Here is a 21,096-nt window from a genome sequence, read left to right as displayed (position 1 = left end):
TCAGCATGGCCTTGTCTGCACCGGCCGGCGAGAACCCGAACGATTATTATGTCGACACGACCTATTCCTATGCGGTCACGGCCGTGATGGAGAACGGGGCCGAGACGGTGCGCAGCGCCGCCGTCTCGACGAACAATGACATCCGGTTCTATCCGGCGAACTACAACGTCATCAACTGGAACGCGGTCGCGGGCGCGCTGTTCTACAACGTCTACAAGATCGAGAACGGCTATTACGGGTTGATCGGCACGACGGAATCGACGACGTTCCGCGACCAGAACTATAAGCCGGACCTGCAGCAATCGCCGCCCACGGGCAAGAACCCGTTCAACGGCTCGGGCAAGTATCCGCGCGCTTCCGCGATCTTCCAGCAGCGGCGCCTGTTCGGCGGCACAATCAGCCAGCCGCAGACGACCTGGGGCTCGGTCTCGGGCAATTACAGCAACTTCACCGCCTCGCGTCCGGCCAAGGACAACGACGCGCTGGAATTCACGATCGCGGCGCGCAAGCTGCAGAAGATCCGGCACTATATCGCCTTAAAAGATCTGCTGATCTTCACCGAGACCGGCGAGTGGCGCGTGAGCGGTCCCGACAACGGAATCCTGACGCCGAGTTCGATCAAGTTCGACGCGCAATCCGAATACGGCATCGGGGACGTGCCGCCCATGGTGGCGGGCGATCAGGTGCTCTTTGTGCTGCGCGACGGCAAGCAGGTGCGCGATCTCGGCTATAAATTCGAGAGCGACAATTACGGCGGCTCCGATCTCACCATCCTGTCGCACCATCTCTTCGAGGCCAAGAAGGTGCGCGAATGGGCGCATCAACGCTACCCGAACGGGATCATCTGGTGCGTGATGGACGACGGCACCGTGAACGCGCTGACCTATATGCGCGAGCATGAGGTCTGGGGCTGGGCGCAGCACACCACTGACGGCACCTTCGAGAGCGTGGCGGTGGTGCAGGAGAACGATATCGACGTGCCTTACTTCGTGGTGCGGCGCTTCATCGGCGGCACCTGGCGGCGCTACATCGAGCGCATGAACCCGATGCGGCCCGCGACCCGTGCCGAGGCGTTCTTCGTCGATTCCGGCCTGTCCTATTCCGGGCCTGCGGTCACGACCTTTTCCGGCATGGTCCACCTCGAGGGGCGGCAGGTGGTCGGGCTTGCGGACGGGGCCGTGGTCGGCATGGACGGCGAACTGACGGTGGCGGGCGGCTCCGTCACCCTGCCGTTCGCGGCGTCGACCGTGCATCTGGGCCTCGCCTATGAAAGCCTCCTCGAGACCCTGTCGTTCACGCTGGGCGACCGGGTGACCGATGGCGTGATCAAGGCGGTGGGCGAGGTCACGATCGGCGTCAAGGACACGAGCGGGCTGGAGGTCGGGGCCTCCTTCGACGACATGAACGAGTTCAAGGCGCGCAGCTTCGAGGATTACGGCGAGGCGCCAGATCTCGTGACCGGATCGGACAGCATTCCGGCACCCTCGGATTACAACCGGGTCGGCGGCGTGTGCATCCGTCAACGCTATCCGCTGCCGGCCACCATCCTGTCGATCTCGCCGGATATCGACTATGCGGGCTAGGATCGAGGTACGCCCGGCGACGGCGGAGGATATCTCAGCCATCGTCGCCAACATCCGCGAGGCTGACCGGCGCGAATGCCTGGCCCAGACGATGCTGCCCCCTGCCGATGCGCTGGCCGCGACCATGAACAGCGCCCTGCGGGCCTGGGTCGGGCTGGTCGATGGCGTGCCGGCCTGCCTCTTCGGGGTGTCGCGCTCCTCGACGCTGACGCCGGAATGGGGGCGACCCTGGCTTGTGGGGACGCCGCTGCTCGAACGGCATGAGCGCGCATTCCTGCGCCGCAATAAGGCTTACATATCTGAATTCATATCTATAGCGCCTAAGCTGGAAAATTGGGTTGATATGCGCAACGAAAAAGCGGTGCGCTGGCTTGCATGGCTGGGCTTTAAAATTCATGATGCAGAACCGCACGGCCCGCTCGGGCGGTTGTTCCACCGCTTCACCATGGGGGTCTGACAATGTGTGTTGATCCGGTCTCTCTCGGCATGATGGCGTCCGTGGCCTCGGCTGCGGTCGGTGCGGTCGGCGCGATCCAGCAGGGCAACGCCACGGCGGCGGCGAACAAGTATCAGGCGGCGGTGAACGAGAACAACGCCATTCTGGCACAGCGCAATGCGGATGACGCGAGGAAGCGCGGCGAGGTGGCGGAGGAAGAACACCGCCGCAAGGTGGCGCAGCTCCAGGGCCGGCAATCGGCCGTCATGGCGGCGAACGGGCTGGATCTCACGTCCGGTTCGCCGCTCGACATCCTGGCCGACACGGCGCAGATGGGCGAGCTCGACGCGCTCACGATCCGCAACAACGCCGAACGCGAGGCCAAGGGCCACCAGGCGCAGGGCATGAATTTCCGGGCCGAAGCCGAGTTGAACCGCGCCAGCGCCAAATCCGCCAAAACGGCCGGGATGATCGGTGCCGTCGGCTCGGTGGTGTCCGGGATCGGGGGCGTGGCCGACAAATGGTATCGCATGGGCTCTAGCGTCGGGAAGATCGGATAATGCCAACAGTCCCCACTTACGACAGCCGGCAGGTCCGGGACGCGGCCGCGCCGGATCAGTATCAGCGCATTTCCGCCAGCCCGGACGATTTCGGGGCGGCGACGGGGCGGGCCTTGCAGGGGGCCGCCAACGATCTGGAGCGCACCGGGAGGGTCTTTACGGCAATCGCGGAGCAGGAACAGGAAAAGGATCAGGCGGCGCTGCTGCTCAACGCGCAGGCCGAATATTCCCGCCGGATCAATGCGGCCCTGTATTCCGACGAGACCGGCCCGGACGGCACCGTGCGCAAGGGGCTGTTCACGACGCAGGGCTCCGAGGCCATGGGCGTGGCCGGTCGTTTCGCCACGCTCGAGGACGACGTTTACAAGCAGATCGTCGGTACGCTGCCCGATCCGCGCCTGCAGGAAAAATTCAACCAGATCCGCACGCGCTCGCGCTCGAACTACGAGACGGCGGCGATGAAGCACGAGGCGGACAACCGGCTCAAGTTTCAGTCCGAGGCGCAGGACGCGAGCGTGAAGACCGCGACCCTGAACGCCGTCAACGCCTTCGACAAGCCTGAGATCGTGTCGGGCGAGATCGACAACATCCGGCGCGCGGTGGTGGCGTCGAACGTCGGGGCTCCGCCGGAAGTGCTGCAGTACAAGACCCGCGTGGCCGTGTCGGGCGTGCACAAGTCGATTGTGGGCCGGATGCTGTCGGACGACCCCAAGGGCGCGCAGGCCTATTACGAAGCGCACAAGGGCGATATTGAGGGCGGCGATCATCTGGAGATCCAGCGGGCGCTGGAAGTGCCGATGCGCCGGGTGCGCGGCGAAGAGACCGTGAACCGGATCATCGGCGGGGCGGGCAATGCCGGGTCGAAACTCGTGCGGGCCATGGTGCAGCAGGAGAGCTCCGGCAACCCGCGCGCGGAATCTCCCGTCGGCGCGTCCGGTCTGATGCAGGTGATGCCGGAGACGGGCCGGTATATCTCCGACAACATCAAGGACGGCACGAATCTGCGCGGCATGTCGGATGCCGAGATCAAGGAATTCTACAAGTCGAACCCTGCGGTAAACCTCGCTCATGGCGCCTGGTACATGCAGGAGCAGTTGACCCGCTACGGCGGCGACATCGAGGCGGCGCTCGTGGCCTACAATGCCGGGCCCCGCAATGCCGACAAGTTCGTGAACGCCAAGGCCGCGGGCAACCCCGATCCCTATTCGGTCCTGCCGAAACGCTCCGAGACGGAGCCCTATGTGCGCAAGATCATGGCGAACTTCGTTCGTGGCGGCGGCGATGCGCAGTTCACCGGACAGACCGGCGTTGCCACGCGCGGCCAGTCGGTGATCGATCCGGGCGCGACCTTGAACGGCCTCCCGGTGCCGGGCAACATGGCGGCGTTCGCCTCGGGTGCCCGCAATCCGGCGGCAGCTCCTGCGGCGGAAGCCCTGGCCGAAACAAGCGCGGCCTCGGCTGCAGCCTCGCTGACGCCGTTCATTGCGCCGCCGACTGACGATGAGGCGCCGGCCGCAACCGCCGTCCAGCCGGTGCCGGATGCGGCGGAAGCCGGCAAGCCCGTGCGCGTGCGCGTCGACGATTTCGACCCGGACGAATTGCGGGCGCAGGCTCAAGCCGCGGCGGAAGCCGACCCGGAAAACGCGATCATGATCCAGCGCAAGGTGGACGCCTATATCGCCCGGCGCGAGCGCGAGAAGAAGTCAGTCTTGAAAGAGGTTGCGAATACCGGCTGGGCCCATGTGATCCAGGGTGGCGATACAACCGACCTGCCGCCCGAGGTCTATTCCGCCCTGGTGGCGGACAATCCGCAGGTGATCAAATCCATGGAGGAGTTCGTCGACCGGCGCGAGCGGCGGCAGGACAAGACCGACGAGGCGACCTATTACAAGCTGTCCCAGATGAAGCCGGAAGATCTGACGGCGGACGATTTCAACCTGATGGACTACGCCAACAAGCTGTCGGGCGAGCATCTGCGGTTCTTCGCCCAGAAGCAGGCAGACGCGCGCAAGGGCATCCGGGACATCACCCAAGGGGCCGGAATCCTGACCGTCAAAGAGTTGGGCAACATGGCGCTGGGTAAGATGGGGATCGCCACCACGGGCAAGGACGGGGCCAAGCCTGAGAACGAGGCGCGGGCCGGGCTGTTCTTCATGCGGCTGGAGCAGGAGGTTTCCGCCCTGCAGGCGGCGCAGAAGCGCAAAGCCACAAATGAAGAAGTGCAGAAAATCGTGGATGCGCTGTCGACGCCGGTTTCGGAAGGCTGGCGCACGAGCGGCAACAAGTACCGTTTCGAGATGGGCACGGCGGCCGAGAACGAGCAGCGGCTCGCCTCCAACCTGCCGCCGATCGGGGAGGAAACGGGCGTGTTCGAGGCGGCCTCGGAGCCGAAGGATATCCCCCTCCCGGCGCTGCAGCAGATCAGCCAGACGCACCGCAGGCTCTACGGCGACGATCCGACGCCGACAAAAGCGGTCAACATATACAACGAAATATTGACGGCTTCGACCGGTCGTCCGGTGCCAGTTCCGTCTGACAAAATAAACTCGTTCAAAAGTGCCATGGCAAAGGCGCTTCAAAGGGTGCCAGATGACAAAGAATTGCCTATGCTATATTCACGTTGGTTACGTCGCGAATATCCCTTACGCATAGGTGAGTAAATGTCTGAGTTCGACGCGTTCGCCCAAGAGGTGGCCCAAGAGGAAACCAACCGGACGCGTCAACTCAGCGAGGCAACCAGTCTCGGCGCGGCGACCACCTTCGAGCCTGCGGGCCAAGGCAAGGCCCTGCCGAACCTGCCCGCGGCGTCCGAATTCGACGGCCTGGCGGAAGAGATCGCCAAGGAAGAAAATGACAAGGTTTCGCAGGGGCTCAAGCTCGCGGCCCAGGTCGACCCCGAGAAATACGGCTGGTCGAAGCTGATCGCGGACCGGGACGAGATCCCGGTTGATTACGTCTATTCCAACCTGCCCGAGCTTCAGAAGCGCGAAACCGTGTCCAAGATGCGCGGGGCGCTGGAGCAGAATCCCGGCTTGCGGGAATGGTTCAAGCAGGGTGACAACGCGGCGTTGCTCAAGGTCGACGAACTCGACCGGCTGTCCGGCCTGCCGTGGCTGTTCGGCGCGACGGGCGGCAAATTCTCGGAAGGCCAGCGGCAGGTCCGCTTGGGCGAGATCGGCGCGGCGATCCTGTCCGGCAAGGCCACGCCTGACCTGATCGAAGAGGGCGAGCGCCTGAACGCGATCCCGTCGCGCGAGATCGACACGGGCGGATTCCTGACCGGGGCACTGCCGTCCTTTGCCGAAATGCTGCCCTCCACGCTGGCGTCCCTCGGGGCCGGGTTCAAGGGCGCGGCCACGGGCGGTGCCACGGGCGCCACCATCGGCGGCGTCTCGGGCGCGGTCGGCGGCGCGGCGGCGGGTGGCGTTGGGGCGATCCCCGGTGCTCTGGCCGGCGCATCGGTCGGTCTCACCATCGGCGCACCGGCTGGCGCGACGGCAGGGGCGGCGCTCAAGGCCTACGAGCTTGAGGCGGGCGGGGCCTATTGGGAGTTCTCGCAATTCCGCGACGAGACCGGCAAGCCGCTTGATCCGGCTGCCGTCAAGGTGGCGTCGGTGCTGGCCGGCACGGTCAACGCGGGCCTGGAAATGTTCGGCCTCGAGACCATGGCGAAGCAGATTCCCGGCGTCGGCAAGGGCGTCGGCCTGTTCGGGCGCACGGCCTTGAAGGAGGCCCTGAAGCGTCCGGCCTTCCGCGACATGTTTACGAATTTCGCCAAGGGCTTCGGTGAGACCGTCGGGGCGGAAGTCGGAACGGAAGTTCTGCAGGAGTTCACGACCATGTTCGCCGGGGAACTGGCGAAGCAGGCGAGCGAGGGCGAGTTCACGCCGCTGACGGCGGGCGAGTGGGGCGAGCGGCTGCTTGATACGGCCAAGCAGACGGCCCAGGCCATGACCGTGATGGGGCCGCTGCTCGGGGGCTCGCGGGTGGCGAAGGATTATTCCGAGGCCAAGCGGGCGCAACGGACGGTCGATCTGTTCACGGCCCTGAACGAGACCGTGGCCGATAGCACGCTGCGGGCCAACAACCCCAAGGCGTTCAAGGAAGCCTTCGAGGCGGCGAGCGGCGACAGTCCCAAAGCCGTGTATGTGCCCGTGGAGCAGTTGAACGAACTGTTCCAGAGCTTCAACGTCAATCCTGCGGACCTGACGGATTTCACCGGATTCGGGGACAGCTACCGGGACGCGCTGCTGACCGGCGGCGATGTAGAAATACGATTGTCCGATTATGCGACGAAGCTGGCCGCCACCCCGTTCGGGGATGCGCTGGTGCCGCATATCCGCATGGACCCGGAAGGCATGACGCAAGCCGAGGCGCAGGCCTTTAACGAGGCGTGGGCCGAGACGCGCGAGCAGTTGCTTGCGGAGGATCTCGACCGGCTCAAGGGCGAGCAGGCGCGATCGGCTCCGGGCGAGGCGGTGTTTCAGGACGTGCGCGACAAGGCGGTGGCGGCCGGGCGCTCGCTCGACGTGGCGGAGCAATACGCGACCGTATGGCAGGCGTTCTTCTCGACGCTGGCCGAAAAGACAGGCGGCGATGCATTCCAACTGTATCAGGACCGGGGCGTGGAGATCCGCTTCGCGTTCCCGGAGCAACTGTCATACAAGAGCACGGACGATCTCGACCTGCTGCTCGACGACCTGCGCGCGGGCCGTGAGGTGGCGATCGACCGGGAACGGCGCAAGGCGCTGGGGCCGTCTCTGTCCACCTTCCTGCGGTCCAAGGGCGGGTTGAATGACAGCGGCGGCGAATTGCGGTCGCGCGACGTGGGCGGCACGCTGCTGGCCAAGAACGGAAAGGGGCTGAATCTCGACGACGCTGCGCTGGCGGCGTGGGAGGCGGGATACTTCCCGCAGTTCGCGGAGGAACGTCCGTCGATCGACGACCTGCTGAGTGCGATCGACAACGAACTGGCGGGCTCGCCGGTTTACAAGGACGGCCTGACGCCGGAAGCGGTCGACCTGTCGTCGGAATACTTGGCGCGGCTCGACACGATGGGCCGGACCCTCGACGAGTTGGGCCTGCCGGTGCAGTCGCTGAGTAACGAGGCGATCCGGCAGGAGCTGGAATCCGTTATCAATCAGGATGCGGAGCAGGGGGCGCTGTTTCAGTTCGCGGGCATTCAAGCCGCAGTACGTCTCGGCACGGCGGAAGTCCCGGCGCTGTACGAAGCCACGCGCATGCAGGCGGAGGGGGCTTACCCTGACGAGATCTTCGAGGCCACCGGGTGGTTCCAGGGCGTCGATGGCGCATGGCGTTTCGAGATTGCCGACACGGACGCGACCGTGGACACGTCGAAGTTCACGGACCCGGACCCCGACGAGGACGGGCGGCGGACCTATGCCGGACGGCTGGGCGATGTGTTGAGCCATCCGAACCTTTATCGGGCCTATCCGGCACTGGCTGATGCCGAAGTGACGCTTGTGCTCGGGGGCAAGGAGTCCGGCGCGTTCTATCCGGACACGGGCGAGATCGAGGCGCAGGCCCCCACTGAGGCGGCCTTGCGCTCCGTCCTGCTGCACGAGGTCGCCCACTGGATCCAGGGAACGGAAGGGTTCGCGCCTGGCGGCGATCTGAACATGGGAGAGATTTACGAGGGTGAGGCGGTCGAACGGCTCCAAGCGGAGGTGCGGCGCCTCTCGCAACAATCGGCCCTCAAGCCTGCGGACGAACTGCTGACCGCCAAACAGAGGCTAGTCCAGGCCGCTCGGTACGAATACTACCGCCGTATTGCTGGCGAGGTGGAAGCGCGCAACGTGGAGGAGCGCGACCGGCTGCGGCAGGCGGGGGAATTCGTCGACACGCCGAGTTGGACGCAGGACGTGCCGGACGATCAGCAGATCATTATCGCGCGCACGGATACGCACGGCGAGGCCATGCGGTCGGTGGGGGCTCCTGGGGAATCTGCCGCCAATCCGCTTGTGCAGGTCTCGACCGATCCGAATACGCCGGTTGAGGTCGTCAAGTCCGGGTACTTGGTCGAGAGCGTCGGGACGTGGCAGGAAGAAATCGCATGGCTGAAGGAGAACCTGCAGGGCCGCACGGTCACGGGACCGGACGGCCGCGAGATCCGCATTTCTCAACAGACCCGCAAGGCGTTGTCGTCCAACCGTGGCAGCAAACTCAAGGCCGTGGCCGTTCGCGCTCTGCCTGAACTCCTGGCCACGGCGCGGATCTACAACACCGCGCCTGACCGTCAAGGCCGCTCTAACCTGTCCTATGCCTATGCGGCGGGCGCAATCGAGATCGACGGGCAGACCTATAGCGTGGCATTGCGCTACCGGGTCGACGGTGGAGGCAACGCGATCGCCTACCAGCTTGAAGGGTACGAGGTGCGGTCTGGCGGTAGCATCTCTGCCGAAACTGCCGGGGCAGCGTCTAAGCAGCCTTCACCAGACCGCACCCTTACTGTAGGCGATGTGGTCGCATCTTTCAACGGTCGGGTGCTGTTCCAGAAGGACGATCTCGGCGGCCCGCGTGCGGACAAGCGCGGATCGATCCAGTTCTCGCAGGACAAGAGCCGGACGATCATCAACCTGTTCGAGAAGGCGGACCTGTCCACCTTCCTGCACGAGAGCGGTCACTTCTTCCTTGAGGTGACGCGCGACATGGCGCTGCGCGAAGGGGCACCGCAGGCCCTCGTCGACGACTGGCAGGCGATCAAGGACTGGCTGGGGCTCAAGGACGACACGGTAACGGTTGACGCGCACGAGCAATTCGCGCGCGGCTTCGAGGCCTACCTGTTCGAGGGCAAGGCCCCATCCGAATCTCTCCGCTCGGCGTTCGCCCGCTTCCGGGCGTGGCTCACCTTCATCTATCGCAAGATTACGCGCCTGAACGTCAACGTGACGCCTGAGATTCGCGCCGTGTTCGACCGCATGCTGGCGACGGAGGAGGAGATCAACGCGCAGGCCAACGCCAAGGAATTCCGCGGCTGGATGGATGCGGCTCAAGCCGGGATGGAGGAGGCGGAGTTCCAGGCCTATCGCAAGCTGGCCGATCAGGCGACGGAGCAGGCCAAGGCGGATTATCAGGCCAAACTCTTGGCGGACGTGAAGCGCGAAACCACGCGCGAGTGGAACGAGAACAAGAAAGCCGTGCGGGCGGAGGTGGTGGCGGAGTTCTCCCGCATGCCGGTCTATCAGGTGACGCATTACCTGCGGACGGGTCAGGCCATTTCCGAGGACGTGACGGTGCCGGGCGCGCGCCTGGTGCTCGACCGCGCCTATCTGGTCGACCGCTACGGCGACAGCGTGCTCACGCGCCTGCCGCGCTACGTGCCGCCGGTCTATGCCGATCCGGCGACCAACAAGCGCAAGGACGTGACGCCGGTTCATCCGGATATCCTGGCGGAGGCGTTCGGCTATGAGAGCGGCGACGCGCTGGTGCAGGACCTGCTCTCCGCTCCTCCGATGGCGCGGGCGATCACCGAGGAGGTGAACCTTCGCATGCGCGACCGCTACGGCGACCTGCTGAACGATCAGGCGCGGCGGGCGGACGAGGCGGTGGCCGCCATGCACAACGACAAGCGGGCGGAGTTCATCGAGACCGAAATGCGCGTGCTGTCCCGGCGCGGCGGCGTGCAGAACCCCATGCCGCGCCAGGTGGCGGCCCGGATGGCGCGCGACATCATCGCGGGCAAGAAGGTGGCGGACGCCACGCGCGTGGGGCTCTACGCAAGGCAGGAAGCCAAGGCGGCCAGGGATGCCGAAGCCGCCATGCTGGCGGGCGATTACAAAGCAGCGGCGGAGCACAAGCGGCGGCAGCTCTTCGCCCATTACCTCGCCATGGAGGCGCGACGGGCCAAGGAAGAAGTCGAGAGCGCGACCCGCTACCTGAACCGGTTCGGCAACCGCAAGCGTCCGGCGGCGGTCGACCCGGATTATCTCGATCAGATCGAGGGCCTGCTGGAGCGGTTCGACATGCGGCCCGGCACGAGCCTGCGCACGATCGCGAAACGCAAGGCCCTGGCGGAGTTCATCCGCGAGAAGGAAGTGGCGGGCGAGGCCATCGCGATTCCGCAGCATCTGAGGGACGAGGCGGCAACGGTCTCCTACAAGGACCTGACCGTGGACGACCTGCGGGCGGTGGTCGATAGCGTCAAGAATCTCGAGCACCTCGGCAAGCTCAAGAACAAGCTCCTGCTGAACCGCAAGGCGCTGGCTTTCCAGAACGTCAAGGACGAGCTCACGGCCTCGGCTCAGGCGAACGTCGACGCGCGCAAGAAAATCGAGGGGTTCAATCCGAACAGGTGGGAGGCCTTCAATCTCAACGTTCTCGGCGCGGCGGCGGTCATGGCGCGCATGGAACAGGTGATCGAATGGCTCGACGGCGGCGATATCAACGGGCCGTGGCGGCGCTATCTGTGGGCGCCCATGGCGGAGGCGCAGCGGCGTGAGGCGGATCTGCGCGAAAAGGTCATGGCGCCGATCCTGGCCGTGTGGGACAGCTTCCCGAAGGGCTATCTGGCGGAGAACCATTACTTCAAGTCGTTCGACCGCAACCTGAAGAAGTCGGAAATCTTCGCGCTCGCCCTCAACACAGGCACGGAATCGAACCTCGATCGTCTCTTGAAGGGTGAGCGGCTGCGGCAAGGCGGCGGCGTCGACACGCAAGGGAAGCTCGACGAGGTGCTGGCCGTCCTGACCAAACAGGATTGGGACGCGATCCAGACCATCTGGGACCAGATCAATTCCCTGTGGCCGGAAGCCTCCGCGCTCGAAAAGCGCCTCACGGGCCTGGAGCCGGTGAAGGTGGAGGCGCGCGAGGTGGTGACGCCGCACGGCACCTACAAGGGCGGCTATTATCCCCTGGTCTATGACAACGCGCAGGCGGTCGACGTGTCGGCGCGGCTGATGTCCAAGGAAGACCTCAAGATGGACCCGCAATTCGCGCGGCTCGGGCGCGAGGCCGGCTACCTGAAAACCCGCGTGGAGGATTACAGCGAACCGCTTTCCACAAAGCTGGACGTGATTACCCGCCACATCGAAAAGGTGGTGCACGACATCACCCATTGGGAGGCGGTGAAGGAGGTCAACAAGATCGTCATGGACCCGGAGATCGCGACCGTGATCCGCGACCATCTCGGGCAACCGTTCCACGACGAGTTCAAGAAATGGCTCAAGCGCATCTGGCACGGCGACGACCTGGGGGCGGACTTCAACGCCTTCCAGCGCGTGCTGGGACGGCTGCGCACGAATGCCGGGATCTATGCCCTGGCCTATCGCTTCACGACCGTGCTCACGCAGTTTGCGGGCTTCGGGCCGTCCGCTGGCCGCGTCGGCGTGGGTCCGCTCGCCTCAGCCATGAAACAATACTGGCTCGCCGGTCCGTCCTGGGGCGACAAGCGGAACGCCGTGGAAGAGTTCGCGTTCTCGAAGTCCTCCGAGATGAAGCACCGGGCGGGCTCGATCGACCGCGATATCCGGCTCGGCCTCGCCAAGCTGGAGGGCAAGAGCGGCACGCTGGCGGAGATGCAGCGCATCGGCTTCATGGGCATTGCCATTGCCGACCGCTGGGTATCCGTGCCGACCTGGCTCGCGGGCTACAACAAGCACATTGCCGAGTTCCCGGCGGACGAGCAGGGCGCGATCGAGGCAGGCGACCGGGCGGTGCGTCTGTCTCAAGGATCCGGCGGCACCAAGGACGTGAGCTCGATCCAGGTCGACCCGCGCATGCAGCCGTTCACGATGTTCTACGGGCCGTTCAACATCCTGTTCAACAACCTGTGGAGCCTCGGGCGGGATGCGAAGAGGATCGCGCGCGAGGGCGGGGCACCGCGCGAATACTTCGACGTGTTCGCCCGTGCCATGTTCTTCGTCGTGATTCCGGCCGTGATGGCGGACCTGATCACCGGCAAGGGGCCGGACGACGAGGACAAGGAGGAGAGGGGGACGGGGCTCGCCTATGCGCAATGGGCGGCGGCCAAGGTGGCGCTCTATCCGCTCGGCACGATCCCGATCCTGCGGGATGCCGCGTCCTTCGTCGATCTCGGGTTCGAGACCAATCCCTCGCCGGCCGGCCGCATGGTGAATGCCGCCGTCAAGACCGGCAAGGAACTGGCGAAGGGCTCGGAGGCGAGCCCGCGCGTGGTGGTCAAGAACTCCGCCGACACGCTCGGGATGCTCCTGGGGCTGCCGATCGGGCAGGCGACCACGACCGTGAACAACGTCTGGCGCCATGCGGAGGAGGACGATCTGCAGGTGCGGGACTTCCTGTTCTCCCGCCGATAATATGTTGACAGATATGTCAACCGAAATTCACGCCTAGAAATATCAGACCAAACCCGTTAAAAAGGATGCCGAATATGTAATGCGTTTTGGAAGGCATGACCATGACTGTTCCGGTTGGAAACGGGCGTTCCTCTCTGTGGGCCGCCGATGGCGTCAACCGGGACTGGGCCTTCCCGTTCAAGGTCGTGGACGCCTCGCATGTCCAGCTTGAGGTGACGGACGGCAACGGCGTGACCGCCACGGTCACGTCGGGCTTTACCGTCTCGGGCGTCGGTGAGGATGCCGGCGGCACCGTGACCTATCCCCTGTCGCCCACGGCTCCGCTGGCCGCTCCCGTCAAGGTGCGGGTGGTGCGCGACGTGCCGTTCTCGCAGCCCGACCGGATCGGCAATCAGGGCGCCTTCCACGCCAAGGTGCACGAGGACGCACTCGACCTTCTTTCGATGCAGATCCAGCAGCTCGCGGGCGAGAACGACGATCTGCACGAGCGGGCCGTGCTGGCTCCGGTGGGGGACAGCGGCCTCGTCTTCCCCAGTGTCGCGGCGCGTGCCGGGCGTGCGCTCTGGTTCACTGAGACCGGCGCCATGGACCTGCGCGATATCACGGTCGCGCCGCTTCCTGCGGGCGTCGAATACTCGACGGTGGCGGCGCTCGCCTTGGCGAACGTCCCGGCTCCGGTGAGCTACGTCCGAACGATAGGGTACACCACGGCGGGCGACGGCGGCGGGGCGCTTCTCGTGAGAGACGCTGCCGGCACGTTCCTGTCGGCCGACGGCGCCAAGTGGAAGGTGGCCGAACGGGTCGTGACGCCGCTCATGTTCGGCGCGAAGGGCGACAACGCCACCGACGACCGCAACGCGATCCAGGCCGCGATCGATTCCGGTTCACCCGTGGTCGACGGCCTCGGCAAGAGCTACCGCGTCGATACCGGCCTGACGGTCCGTTCCGATCTCGAACTGCGCAACGCCTTCTTCAATGTCTCGAATGCTGCCGCCGGCCTGACACTCCTGTCCGGGTCGGGCTCGCTGGGTTCGGCCAAGCCCGCGATCACCATCGACGCCAAGGGTGGCCAGAATCTGACGGTGACGGCGAGCGATGCCGCGCTCATGCCGCGCGACACGCTGGTCCGGATCGCCTCGGCCAACAAGTTCGACGCCAGCAACACCAACACGTTCCAGGGCGAGTTCAATATCGTCAGGACATCGAACGGCGGCACAGGCGCCATGACGGTGTTCAACCCGCTGCAGGGCACCTACTCCTCGAGCCCGACGATCGCTCCCGTCTTCCCGCTGAAAAACCTGCGCCTGATCAATCTCGGGGCGATCGGTCGCGCGACCGACGACAACGCGCAGCGCGGCGTCGTTATCGTGCTCGGTCAGAACGTGCTGATCTCGCATTGCCGCTTCGAGGAATTCGACGACCGCGCGGTGATGCTGCAGGACACGATCAATTCCACGGTGCGCGACTGCTTCATCTACAAGGCACGCACCAACGGCACCGGGTACGGCGTGAGCGTGGCCGACGCCTCGCAGGATATCGTCGTCCAGGGCAACCACTTTCAGGACGTGCGGCACGCCTTCTCGACGAATAACAGCGTCTCGCCCGGCGGTGTCACGCGGCGCATCACGTTCGCCAACAACAGCGTCTTTCTCTCGGCTACCACGATCGGCGGCGCGGGCGGGGACGCGATCGACACGCACGGCGCTGCCGAGAATATTACGATCGAAGGCAACACCGTGACCGGGGCATCGGGGAACGGCATCAACATCGAATGCCGTTCGGCCAAGGTGTCGGGCAACACCATCCGGAACGCGACACTTGCGGGCATCAGCGCCCGCAACGAAAGCGATTTCGACGGCGATATCACCATCTCCGATAACACGATCGAGGTCTGCGGAGACCGGGGCATCTACGTCTATCGCGGCACGCGCGGCACGAATGCGACCTGGCGCACGGTGGTCGTCAAGGGCAACGACATCATTCAGCCGGGCGTGACCGGCATTACGGTGACGGATCCCGGCAACGCAGTGAAACTGCGCGGTGTCGCGATCAGCGGCAACGTCATTACCGCGCCCGGCTCGCACGGCATCTTCGCGAACCAGGTGAAGGGCGGCAGCATCTCCGGCAACACCATCAACGATGTGGCGGGCGCGAACAACGGCATCCGCCTCACCGACTGCATCACGATGGCGGTGGGTGGTGGACAGACGATCGAGATGCTGACCGGGGCCACCGGTAGCGCCATTGCCGTGACAGCATCGGCGGCGTCGGGATCCTCGCGCGTCAACGTCAGCGGCAACACGGCGGCGATGGCGACGGGCACCTCGGCGACAGCCGCGATCGTGTTCGACAACAACACCACCTATTCGTCGATGTACGCCAACAACATCCGGTCGATGGGTGCCGTCAGCATCGGCACCGGCACCGGCAACGCTCAAGCGGACAATCTGGTTTAAGGGGCAGGCATGAATCTCGACCGGGCCGAATTCTTCAGGAGCGTGCGCGCCTCGCTGTTTGGCGGACGGCTGACGGAAACGCAGGTGCGGGGCATGGAAGCCATGCTCGACGCAGCCCCGGCCCGGTTCGCACCGGAGCCCCTCGCCTATTGCCTCGCGACCGCCTTCCACGAGACCGACGCGACCATGCAGCCGGTAACGGAGAATCTGAACTATTCGTCGGTGGCCCGTATCCGGGCGGTGTGGCCGTCGCGGTTCCCGTCCGATGCTTCGGCCAGGCCCTATGTGCGCAACCCGCAGGCCCTCGCGAACCGGGTCTATGGCGGACGCATGGGCAATGTCGGCGCGGACGACGGCTGGCTCTATCGCGGGCGCGGGCTTGTCCAGATCACGGGCCGCGAGAACTACGCGCGGGCCTCGCGCATCCTCGGCATCGATCTGCTCACCCGTCCGGATCTTGCCACGGATCCCAAGATCGCGGCGCTGATCCTGTACTGCGGCATGGCCGATGGCTGGTTCACCGGCAAGAAGCTTTCCGATTATTTCGGGCCCGGCCTCGAGGACCCGTACAACGCGCGCCGGATCGTCAACGGGCTCGATCGGGCGGCGGACGTGGCGGTCTATTACCGCAAGTTCCTCGCGGCCCTGCGCGCGGCCACGCCCGTGGAGAAGCCTGAATCCATCCCTGTTGCGGACGCTCATCCCGTCCCGCCGCCGCCGGATATCGAACCGATCCCGGAGCCCGTGAAGACGGGCTGGCTCTATGCGGGGCTGAAGGCGTTGCTCGAAGCCCTGTTCGGAAGGAAAGCATGATGCCCCCGATCATTGGACTGCTCCTCCAATACGCGCCCGACCTGATCGGGTTGTTCGCCGGCAAGAACGCCGGGGCCGCAGCCGGGAAGGTGACCGATGCGGCCAAGGTGGTCTTCGGCACGGACGACGCCCGGCAGGTGCAGCAGCAGATCGAGGCGACCCCGGAGCTGCTCACCGCTTTCGTGGAGAAGGCCCGCGCTGAACTCGGCTACATGACGCAGGCCAACCAGGCGCAGTCCGCCCTGGCGCTGGCCGAGGTCGAAAAGAGTTTCTGGCATTCCGGCTGGCGGCCGGCGCTGTCATGGATGCTGATCTTCATGTGGCTGTGGAACGTCTGCGTGGGATGGACCGTGCAGGTTCTGTCCGGCGTCCCGGTTCCGATCATTCCGTGGGAGCACCTTCTCGCCTTCTCGGGGCTCTGGCTCGCGATCTATGGCGGCGGCCACACGATCAAGAGCATCATGGGCGGGCGCTGACCATGCAGTTTTCCTGGGACATCAACCTGTCGACCATCTTCATGATCGGGGCTGCGGCTCTGGGCGTGATCCGGTTCTGGATCCTGGCGGAGCAGAAAGCCCTGGCGGCCGAGAAGCGGGCGCAGGAGGCGGAGGACAAGGCCGACAAGGCACACGAGAAGATCGCCATCCTGCAGGCCTCGGTGAACGCGCACCAGATCACGCAGGCGGAGCGGCTTGTGTCGCGCGAGGTGCTGCGGGAAGTCGAAGAACGCCTCGCCAAGGCCATCGAGAAGCTCGGCTCGCAGCTTCAGGATCTCGTCAAGGAGTTCATCAAGGGCAACCACGGCCCATAGGATCTCCGCCGCTTCGCCTCCTTCTGCGGTGGGATAGGGCGGCTCGCGTTAGGAATGGCTGGCGCGGGCCGCTTTCTCTTTGATAACCCTAGCGGTTTTCGGCGGAATCGTAGGAAAGCTCGGCCTTGCTACGGTCGCCCGGATAGAAGATCGAGCAGAACAGAACCTTTTGATCCTCCTGCCACTGCGCCAGCCATTGGGCGATTTCCTGCTCCTCTCCGGGGAAGAAGTTCTTGGAGAGGGCACCCTCTTCCTCGTGATGAACATATCCGATTGCTATTGGCCCCATGGGTATTTTTCCGGCTATTCGGATTTAGGTGTGGATTTAGCATGATGCGTGAACCACTCGTCGGTGTGGAATTGATTGCACCGCCAACATATGACGAAGCCGTTCTGAGGAGGGTGCGACATGGCGAGTCCTTCAAGATGGGCTGCCGGAAGGAAGTGGTCAGTGCTTACCGGGAACTGCCCCAGGCAGGACTCACAGACCATCCAACGCTTCTCATTGAGCCTCGGCATGGTCAGCGCCTTGGCCCGGATAGCCTCAAACCGATAGCCACGGCCCGCACGGTTGACGATCTTGATCAGCCCGTTAGCGGACTCAGTGTAGGCGTTGGTGTAGCGGTGGTCGAAGTAGACGAAGACCTCCTCCCGCCAGTTCTCGACGGTCTTGGCGAGAGCCCCAAAGTCTCCCTGGACCTCGCTGGGAAGATTGGCCTTCCAGTGGTCGAAGAGGGCTTCCGCCTCGCTCCGGTTCGCCGCGTCCCAGATATCGTAGAACGCCTCCTTGGTGTGCCAAGCCGCCGAGAGAAGGTCGTTGTTCTTCAGCATCCCGTCGAGAAGAAGCGCCCTCTGCGGCGAGAGGTTCTTGCCGCGGGCCTGGATCAGCCGTCGCGCCTTCCACGGGTTCTTGCGGGCCTTCCCCTTGGCCGCTCTGCGCTGCCGGTTGCGGATCACGTCCAGGAGTTCGTTGACCTTCTTCTGGATGTGCCACCTGTCGGCCACGATGATGGCTTCCGGCAGGATCGCTCGGACGGCCTCGCGGTAAGGCCCCCACATGTCCATCGTGACCAACTGGATGCGCTTCCGGTTGGGCAGGGTGTAGAGCCAGCGGTCCACCTGAGAGCGGTTCATACCGTCCATCAGGTCGATCACACGGCGCTCGCCCACATCGGTGAAGATGGTGCGCTTCTTATGGAGGAGCGTCAGTTCGTCGATCCCGAGGATGACCGGGGCATAGGGTTGGTGAGACGCCAGAAGTCTGTCGATCTCCTCGTTACAGATGTCGCGGACGGTCTTCTCCGTCACGCCGATCTCGCGGGCGAGTTGCGTATAGGGACGGAGAAGACCTTGTTCCTTGATGTGCTCGACACAGCGGCGGGTCATCTGCCGCTTGGGGTCCATGTCGGGCAGGGGTTGCATGAACGTTCCGCCGCAGTCGCGACAGCGATAGCGTTGAACCTCAACGTCTACGACCGTGCGCCAGCCGTGGACCGGAGCATCGACGTATTCGATCACCCTCGGCCCATGGCCGTAGGGCTTCCGGATCGAGCCGCACTTCGGGCAATGGCTGGGCTCGACATCGTATCGAGCCTCAAGCCGGTAGCCGTTTTTGGTTTTGTGCAGCTTCTCCACGGTCCAATCGTCCAGATAGAGAGCGTTGACCATACCTTAGGAGCCGGTATCCACATCGACGTTGATCAGGTCGTATGGGTTCGGCTCAACCGCCAAATCAATATTCTCGTCGTCGGGCGCTTCTGTCGCCATGCCATTGGCAAAGGCGCAGCGCACACCTTCCCCGGAGCCGTCGTCGTAGAGATAGACGATGGGCATAGAGTTGTCGCGGCGGTCGGTGCAGATGATGCGAGCCTTCCAGCCATTGCGGAGGCGGACAGGTTTAGCCGGGTCGAACGTCATGTCTTATTCTCCACACTTAAATCCGAAATGAGAGTAGCATGAACCATGTCCGTTTCAACACTAAAATCCGAATACCCATTTTTCCTTTGCTGTGCCGGATTCCAGTAAAATAATCCTTCCGTTGCGGCAACTGGTATTGTCCGCGCCTCGGAGTTCCTGTGTTTCAGAAACGTCTTCAAACGATCAGATGCTCGCAACAAGCGAAAGTGTACAAAGCGCCTAAGCGGCCTGTCTGACGGCAGTTCGTGCGATTGAAATCAGGAGGTCGCGGAACTCAGCTGGTGTGGCATCGCGAATGCGGGTCTTGTCCTTGCCCCCGATCATTGCCATCCAGCCGATCCGCCGCGCCTTCTCATAACCATGCAGTTCGAGGGCGCGAGGATGGATGCGCTGGCCGCTCTTGCCCCATTTCAGTTCCGGCAGATCGACACCAGCCGCATAGAGCCAGGTCGCCTTGCGGGAGAAATGACCGTAGTGGCCCTGTTCAACGCAGCAGGTCCAGCCACCGAAGTCGTCTGCCTTTATCCATCCGCCTGTGCCAGGTGGGATTGCTAGGCCGAAGTAGCGCCAGGCGTGTGAGTCTTTCGGATGCTCAAGCACACCGCCGAAATTGCGCACTGAGTTAAGGGCGGCAGCGAAGCATCCTTGATCCGCGCCGAGCTTGTACTGATGCGGCTTGTTGGGTGCGCCGTGCCAGTAGCGGCCCCACCGCTGACAGGGCGGGTGCGCCACGACCGGATGAGGTCCGGCATAGGTGCGGGCGTCTCTTGTGACATCCCAAGGATCTACGCCGGGAAGGCCAAAGTACGCGCCATCGGTTTCGACATACAACGCAGCAATCACTGTCTGCTCCTATTTTCCTAATTAGGAACGCCGAGATTTTATTCAGGCGCTCTGATCTACGTTTCTAAACGAACGTTTGAACGCGTGGATCAGCGCGGGAACTCGCGCTCCAGGATCTCGCGCAGCACGTCCGCCATCGGCTCGCCGCGATCGGCGCAGGCCTTCTTGATCCGGGTGTGCAGCGAGCGCGGCACGTCGAGCGTGAACCGCTTCATGGGCTCGCCGGCTGCGGGCTGGATCTGGCGGCCGGCCATCACGAATTCGTCCGCCGTGCGCGGCTTGGGCGGGGCCTTGGTGAGGCCTGTCTTCTTAGCCATTCGGGGTTCCTAATGCTGTGGCCACGTCCGCAAGCATGGCCTCGTAGTCGTCGCCAGCCCTGCGGATCTCGGCGGCGAGGTTGCGGATCTCTTCAGCGGCAGGATTGTTCGGCTCGTACTCTTCGACCGCCAATCCTTCCGCGGCGCTCTCGGAGAACGCCACGCGCGAAACGATGTGCGTCTTGAGCGTCGGAATCTCGTACTGCGCCAAGGCCTCCGTCACCTCACGGCCGATCACCGTATTTGGGATTTTGCGATTGACCGCAAACACGGCTTTCAGATTTTCCTTAAACACGCGCGCCTCGTTCACGAGCGCCACGGTGTCGGCTGCGGACCACACGTCATAGGGCGAGGGCTGGACCGGGATCACCACCATGTCGCTGGCGAGGACCACGGAGCGGCCGATCTCCGCGAGCTGCGGGGCACCGTCGATAATCGTAATGTCGTAATTCTTCGCGACCGCCGGCAGGTCCTTGTGCAGCGTGGGCTTGGCCATGCCGATGACCGGGAACAGTTGCTCGATCTCGCGGGCCGAGCTCCATCGGGTGGCGCTCTTCGACTGCGGGTCGGCGTCCACGAGCAGCACGCGCGCGCCCTGACTGGCGTAGACGTGAGCCACGTTGGTGGATACGCTCGTTTTGCCGACGCCGCCCTTTTGATTGATGATGCCGATGATCACGGGCGTGCCCTCCGGACAGCGCGCAATTCTTCTTCTGCCTCGCTAAGCTCCTCGTCGGACAATTCATCCAGCCGCTTGCCATTGTAATAGGTGACTAGGCCAAGCGCCTTGTCTTGTTCCATCCTCGCGGCCAGGACAGTGGAGCGCATCGCTTCGGCTTCTGCCCGGTCCTGCCTTTCGATTTCTCGATAAATGGCCCTCGGGTCTGGTTGGTCGTGGAAACGAGCCTCCTTTTCAAAAGGCGCGCGGTACCAGAATTGCTTGCTCATCTCTAATTCCCCGTCTGTGCCGTAAAAGCGTATCTACGATAACCCGCTTCCCTTGCGCGTCAAGCGTCTCGTAAATACGCCTTTGCGGTTTTACGATTAGACGGGCCGGAAAAAGGACGG

General features: G+C 64.1%; 16 protein-coding genes. 9 read left to right on the top strand and 7 right to left on the bottom strand.

Features of this window, described 5'->3' with window-relative positions:
• From ACUXUR_RS25030 to ACUXUR_RS24990, 9 genes are all read left to right on the top strand, one after another.
• Nucleotides 1–1,583 (top strand): phage tail protein (locus ACUXUR_RS25030; protein WP_445505063.1); only part of this gene is annotated, 1,583 nt, incomplete at its 5' end.
• Complete coding sequence (locus ACUXUR_RS25025) at nucleotides 1,573–2,040, top strand: hypothetical protein (RefSeq protein WP_445505062.1); 468 nt, start codon at nucleotides 1,573–1,575, stop codon at nucleotides 2,038–2,040. The genes ACUXUR_RS25030 and ACUXUR_RS25025, both read left to right, overlap by 11 nt.
• A gap of 2 nt (nucleotides 2,041–2,042) precedes the next feature.
• Nucleotides 2,043–2,579, top strand: a complete 537-nt coding sequence (locus ACUXUR_RS25020) for a virion core protein, T7 gp14 family (protein WP_445505061.1) — start codon at nucleotides 2,043–2,045, stop codon at nucleotides 2,577–2,579.
• Nucleotides 2,579–5,239 (top strand): lytic transglycosylase domain-containing protein, encoded by a 2,661-nt coding sequence (locus ACUXUR_RS25015; protein ID WP_445505060.1) that lies wholly within the window; start codon nucleotides 2,579–2,581, stop codon nucleotides 5,237–5,239. Before ACUXUR_RS25020 ends, ACUXUR_RS25015 begins: the two co-directional genes overlap by 1 nt.
• On the top strand, nucleotides 5,240–12,871 hold the full coding sequence (locus tag ACUXUR_RS25010; RefSeq protein WP_445505059.1) for an LPD23 domain-containing protein: 7,632 nt from the start codon (nucleotides 5,240–5,242) through the stop codon (nucleotides 12,869–12,871). It abuts the gene before it with no gap.
• 101 nt (nucleotides 12,872–12,972) lie between these two features.
• On the top strand, nucleotides 12,973–15,327 hold the full coding sequence (locus ACUXUR_RS25005; RefSeq protein ID WP_445505058.1) for a right-handed parallel beta-helix repeat-containing protein: 2,355 nt from the start codon (nucleotides 12,973–12,975) through the stop codon (nucleotides 15,325–15,327).
• Between the two features lie 9 nt (nucleotides 15,328–15,336).
• Nucleotides 15,337–16,140 carry a hypothetical protein gene (locus ACUXUR_RS25000; protein WP_445505057.1) on the top strand — a complete coding sequence of 268 codons (804 nt, stop codon included), beginning with the start codon at nucleotides 15,337–15,339 and terminating at the stop codon, nucleotides 16,138–16,140.
• Entirely contained in the window at nucleotides 16,137–16,616 is a 480-nt protein-coding gene (locus ACUXUR_RS24995; protein ID WP_445505056.1) for a 3TM-type holin, read from the top strand. The genes ACUXUR_RS25000 and ACUXUR_RS24995 overlap by 4 nt, the downstream gene beginning before the upstream one ends.
• Nucleotides 16,617–16,618: 2 nt before the next feature.
• Nucleotides 16,619–16,951: a hypothetical protein gene (locus tag ACUXUR_RS24990; protein WP_445505055.1), complete on the top strand. Its 333-nt coding sequence runs from the start codon at nucleotides 16,619–16,621 to the stop codon at nucleotides 16,949–16,951.
• Between the two features lie 88 nt (nucleotides 16,952–17,039).
• On the opposite strand, the gene ACUXUR_RS24985 is transcribed toward ACUXUR_RS24990, so the two are convergent.
• The 7 genes from ACUXUR_RS24985 to ACUXUR_RS24955 all read right to left on the bottom strand — a co-directional run bounded on the left by ACUXUR_RS24985 (nucleotide 17,040) and on the right by ACUXUR_RS24955 (nucleotide 20,976).
• Nucleotides 17,040–17,240 (bottom strand): hypothetical protein, encoded by a 201-nt coding sequence (locus ACUXUR_RS24985; RefSeq protein WP_445505054.1) that lies wholly within the window; start codon nucleotides 17,238–17,240, stop codon nucleotides 17,040–17,042.
• Between the two features lie 14 nt (nucleotides 17,241–17,254).
• Entirely contained in the window at nucleotides 17,255–18,619 is a 1,365-nt protein-coding gene (locus ACUXUR_RS24980) for an ISL3 family transposase (protein ID WP_445505053.1), read from the bottom strand.
• 3 nt (nucleotides 18,620–18,622) lie between these two features.
• Nucleotides 18,623–18,868, bottom strand: coding sequence for a hypothetical protein (locus ACUXUR_RS24975; RefSeq protein WP_445505052.1), 246 nt, complete (start codon nucleotides 18,866–18,868; stop codon nucleotides 18,623–18,625).
• A 219-nt stretch (nucleotides 18,869–19,087) separates the two neighbouring features.
• Nucleotides 19,088–19,711 carry a hypothetical protein gene (locus ACUXUR_RS24970; protein ID WP_445505051.1) on the bottom strand — a complete coding sequence of 208 codons (624 nt, stop codon included), beginning with the start codon at nucleotides 19,709–19,711 and terminating at the stop codon, nucleotides 19,088–19,090.
• An 89-nt stretch (nucleotides 19,712–19,800) separates the two neighbouring features.
• A complete protein-coding gene (locus ACUXUR_RS24965; protein ID WP_445505050.1) occupies nucleotides 19,801–20,028 on the bottom strand; it encodes a hypothetical protein in 228 nt (75 codons plus the stop codon).
• Complete coding sequence (gene parA / locus ACUXUR_RS24960; protein WP_445505049.1) at nucleotides 20,021–20,707, bottom strand: ParA family partition ATPase; 687 nt, start codon at nucleotides 20,705–20,707, stop codon at nucleotides 20,021–20,023. The genes ACUXUR_RS24965 and parA overlap by 8 nt, the downstream gene beginning before the upstream one ends.
• The gene (locus tag ACUXUR_RS24955) at nucleotides 20,704–20,976 is read right to left on the bottom strand and encodes a hypothetical protein (protein WP_445505048.1); all 273 of its coding nucleotides are present in this window, start codon (nucleotides 20,974–20,976) and stop codon (nucleotides 20,704–20,706) included. The genes parA and ACUXUR_RS24955 overlap by 4 nt, the downstream gene beginning before the upstream one ends.
• Nucleotides 20,977–21,096: the final 120 nt, after the last annotated feature.

The sequence above is a fragment of the Microvirga medicaginis genome (assembly GCF_052658925.1).
Note: the sequence above shows the minus strand (reverse complement) of the source record. Positions and strands in the feature narration are given on the sequence as shown.

Bases quoted from the DNA above. Each gene is read 5' to 3' on its own strand.
- ACUXUR_RS25010 (WP_445505059.1), top strand. From the start codon at position 5,240: ATGTCTGAGTTCGACGCGTTCGCCCAAGAGGTGGCCCAAGAGGAAACC.
- ACUXUR_RS25020 (WP_445505061.1), top strand. From the start codon at position 2,043: ATGTGTGTTGATCCGGTCTCTCTCGGCATGATGGCGTCCGTGGCCTCG.
- ACUXUR_RS24985 (WP_445505054.1), bottom strand. From the start codon at position 17,240: ATGGGGCCAATAGCAATCGGATATGTTCATCACGAGGAAGAGGGTGCC.
- ACUXUR_RS24965 (WP_445505050.1), bottom strand. From the start codon at position 20,028: ATGGCTAAGAAGACAGGCCTCACCAAGGCCCCGCCCAAGCCGCGCACG.
- ACUXUR_RS25025 (WP_445505062.1), top strand. From the start codon at position 1,573: ATGCGGGCTAGGATCGAGGTACGCCCGGCGACGGCGGAGGATATCTCA.
- ACUXUR_RS24975 (WP_445505052.1), bottom strand. From the start codon at position 18,868: ATGACGTTCGACCCGGCTAAACCTGTCCGCCTCCGCAATGGCTGGAAG.
- ACUXUR_RS25015 (WP_445505060.1), top strand. From the start codon at position 2,579: ATGCCAACAGTCCCCACTTACGACAGCCGGCAGGTCCGGGACGCGGCC.
- ACUXUR_RS25005 (WP_445505058.1), top strand. From the start codon at position 12,973: ATGACTGTTCCGGTTGGAAACGGGCGTTCCTCTCTGTGGGCCGCCGAT.
- ACUXUR_RS24955 (WP_445505048.1), bottom strand. From the start codon at position 20,976: ATGAGCAAGCAATTCTGGTACCGCGCGCCTTTTGAAAAGGAGGCTCGT.
- ACUXUR_RS25000 (WP_445505057.1), top strand. From the start codon at position 15,337: ATGAATCTCGACCGGGCCGAATTCTTCAGGAGCGTGCGCGCCTCGCTG.
- ACUXUR_RS24980 (WP_445505053.1), bottom strand. From the start codon at position 18,619: ATGGTCAACGCTCTCTATCTGGACGATTGGACCGTGGAGAAGCTGCAC.
- ACUXUR_RS24990 (WP_445505055.1), top strand. From the start codon at position 16,619: ATGCAGTTTTCCTGGGACATCAACCTGTCGACCATCTTCATGATCGGG.
- ACUXUR_RS24995 (WP_445505056.1), top strand. From the start codon at position 16,137: ATGATGCCCCCGATCATTGGACTGCTCCTCCAATACGCGCCCGACCTG.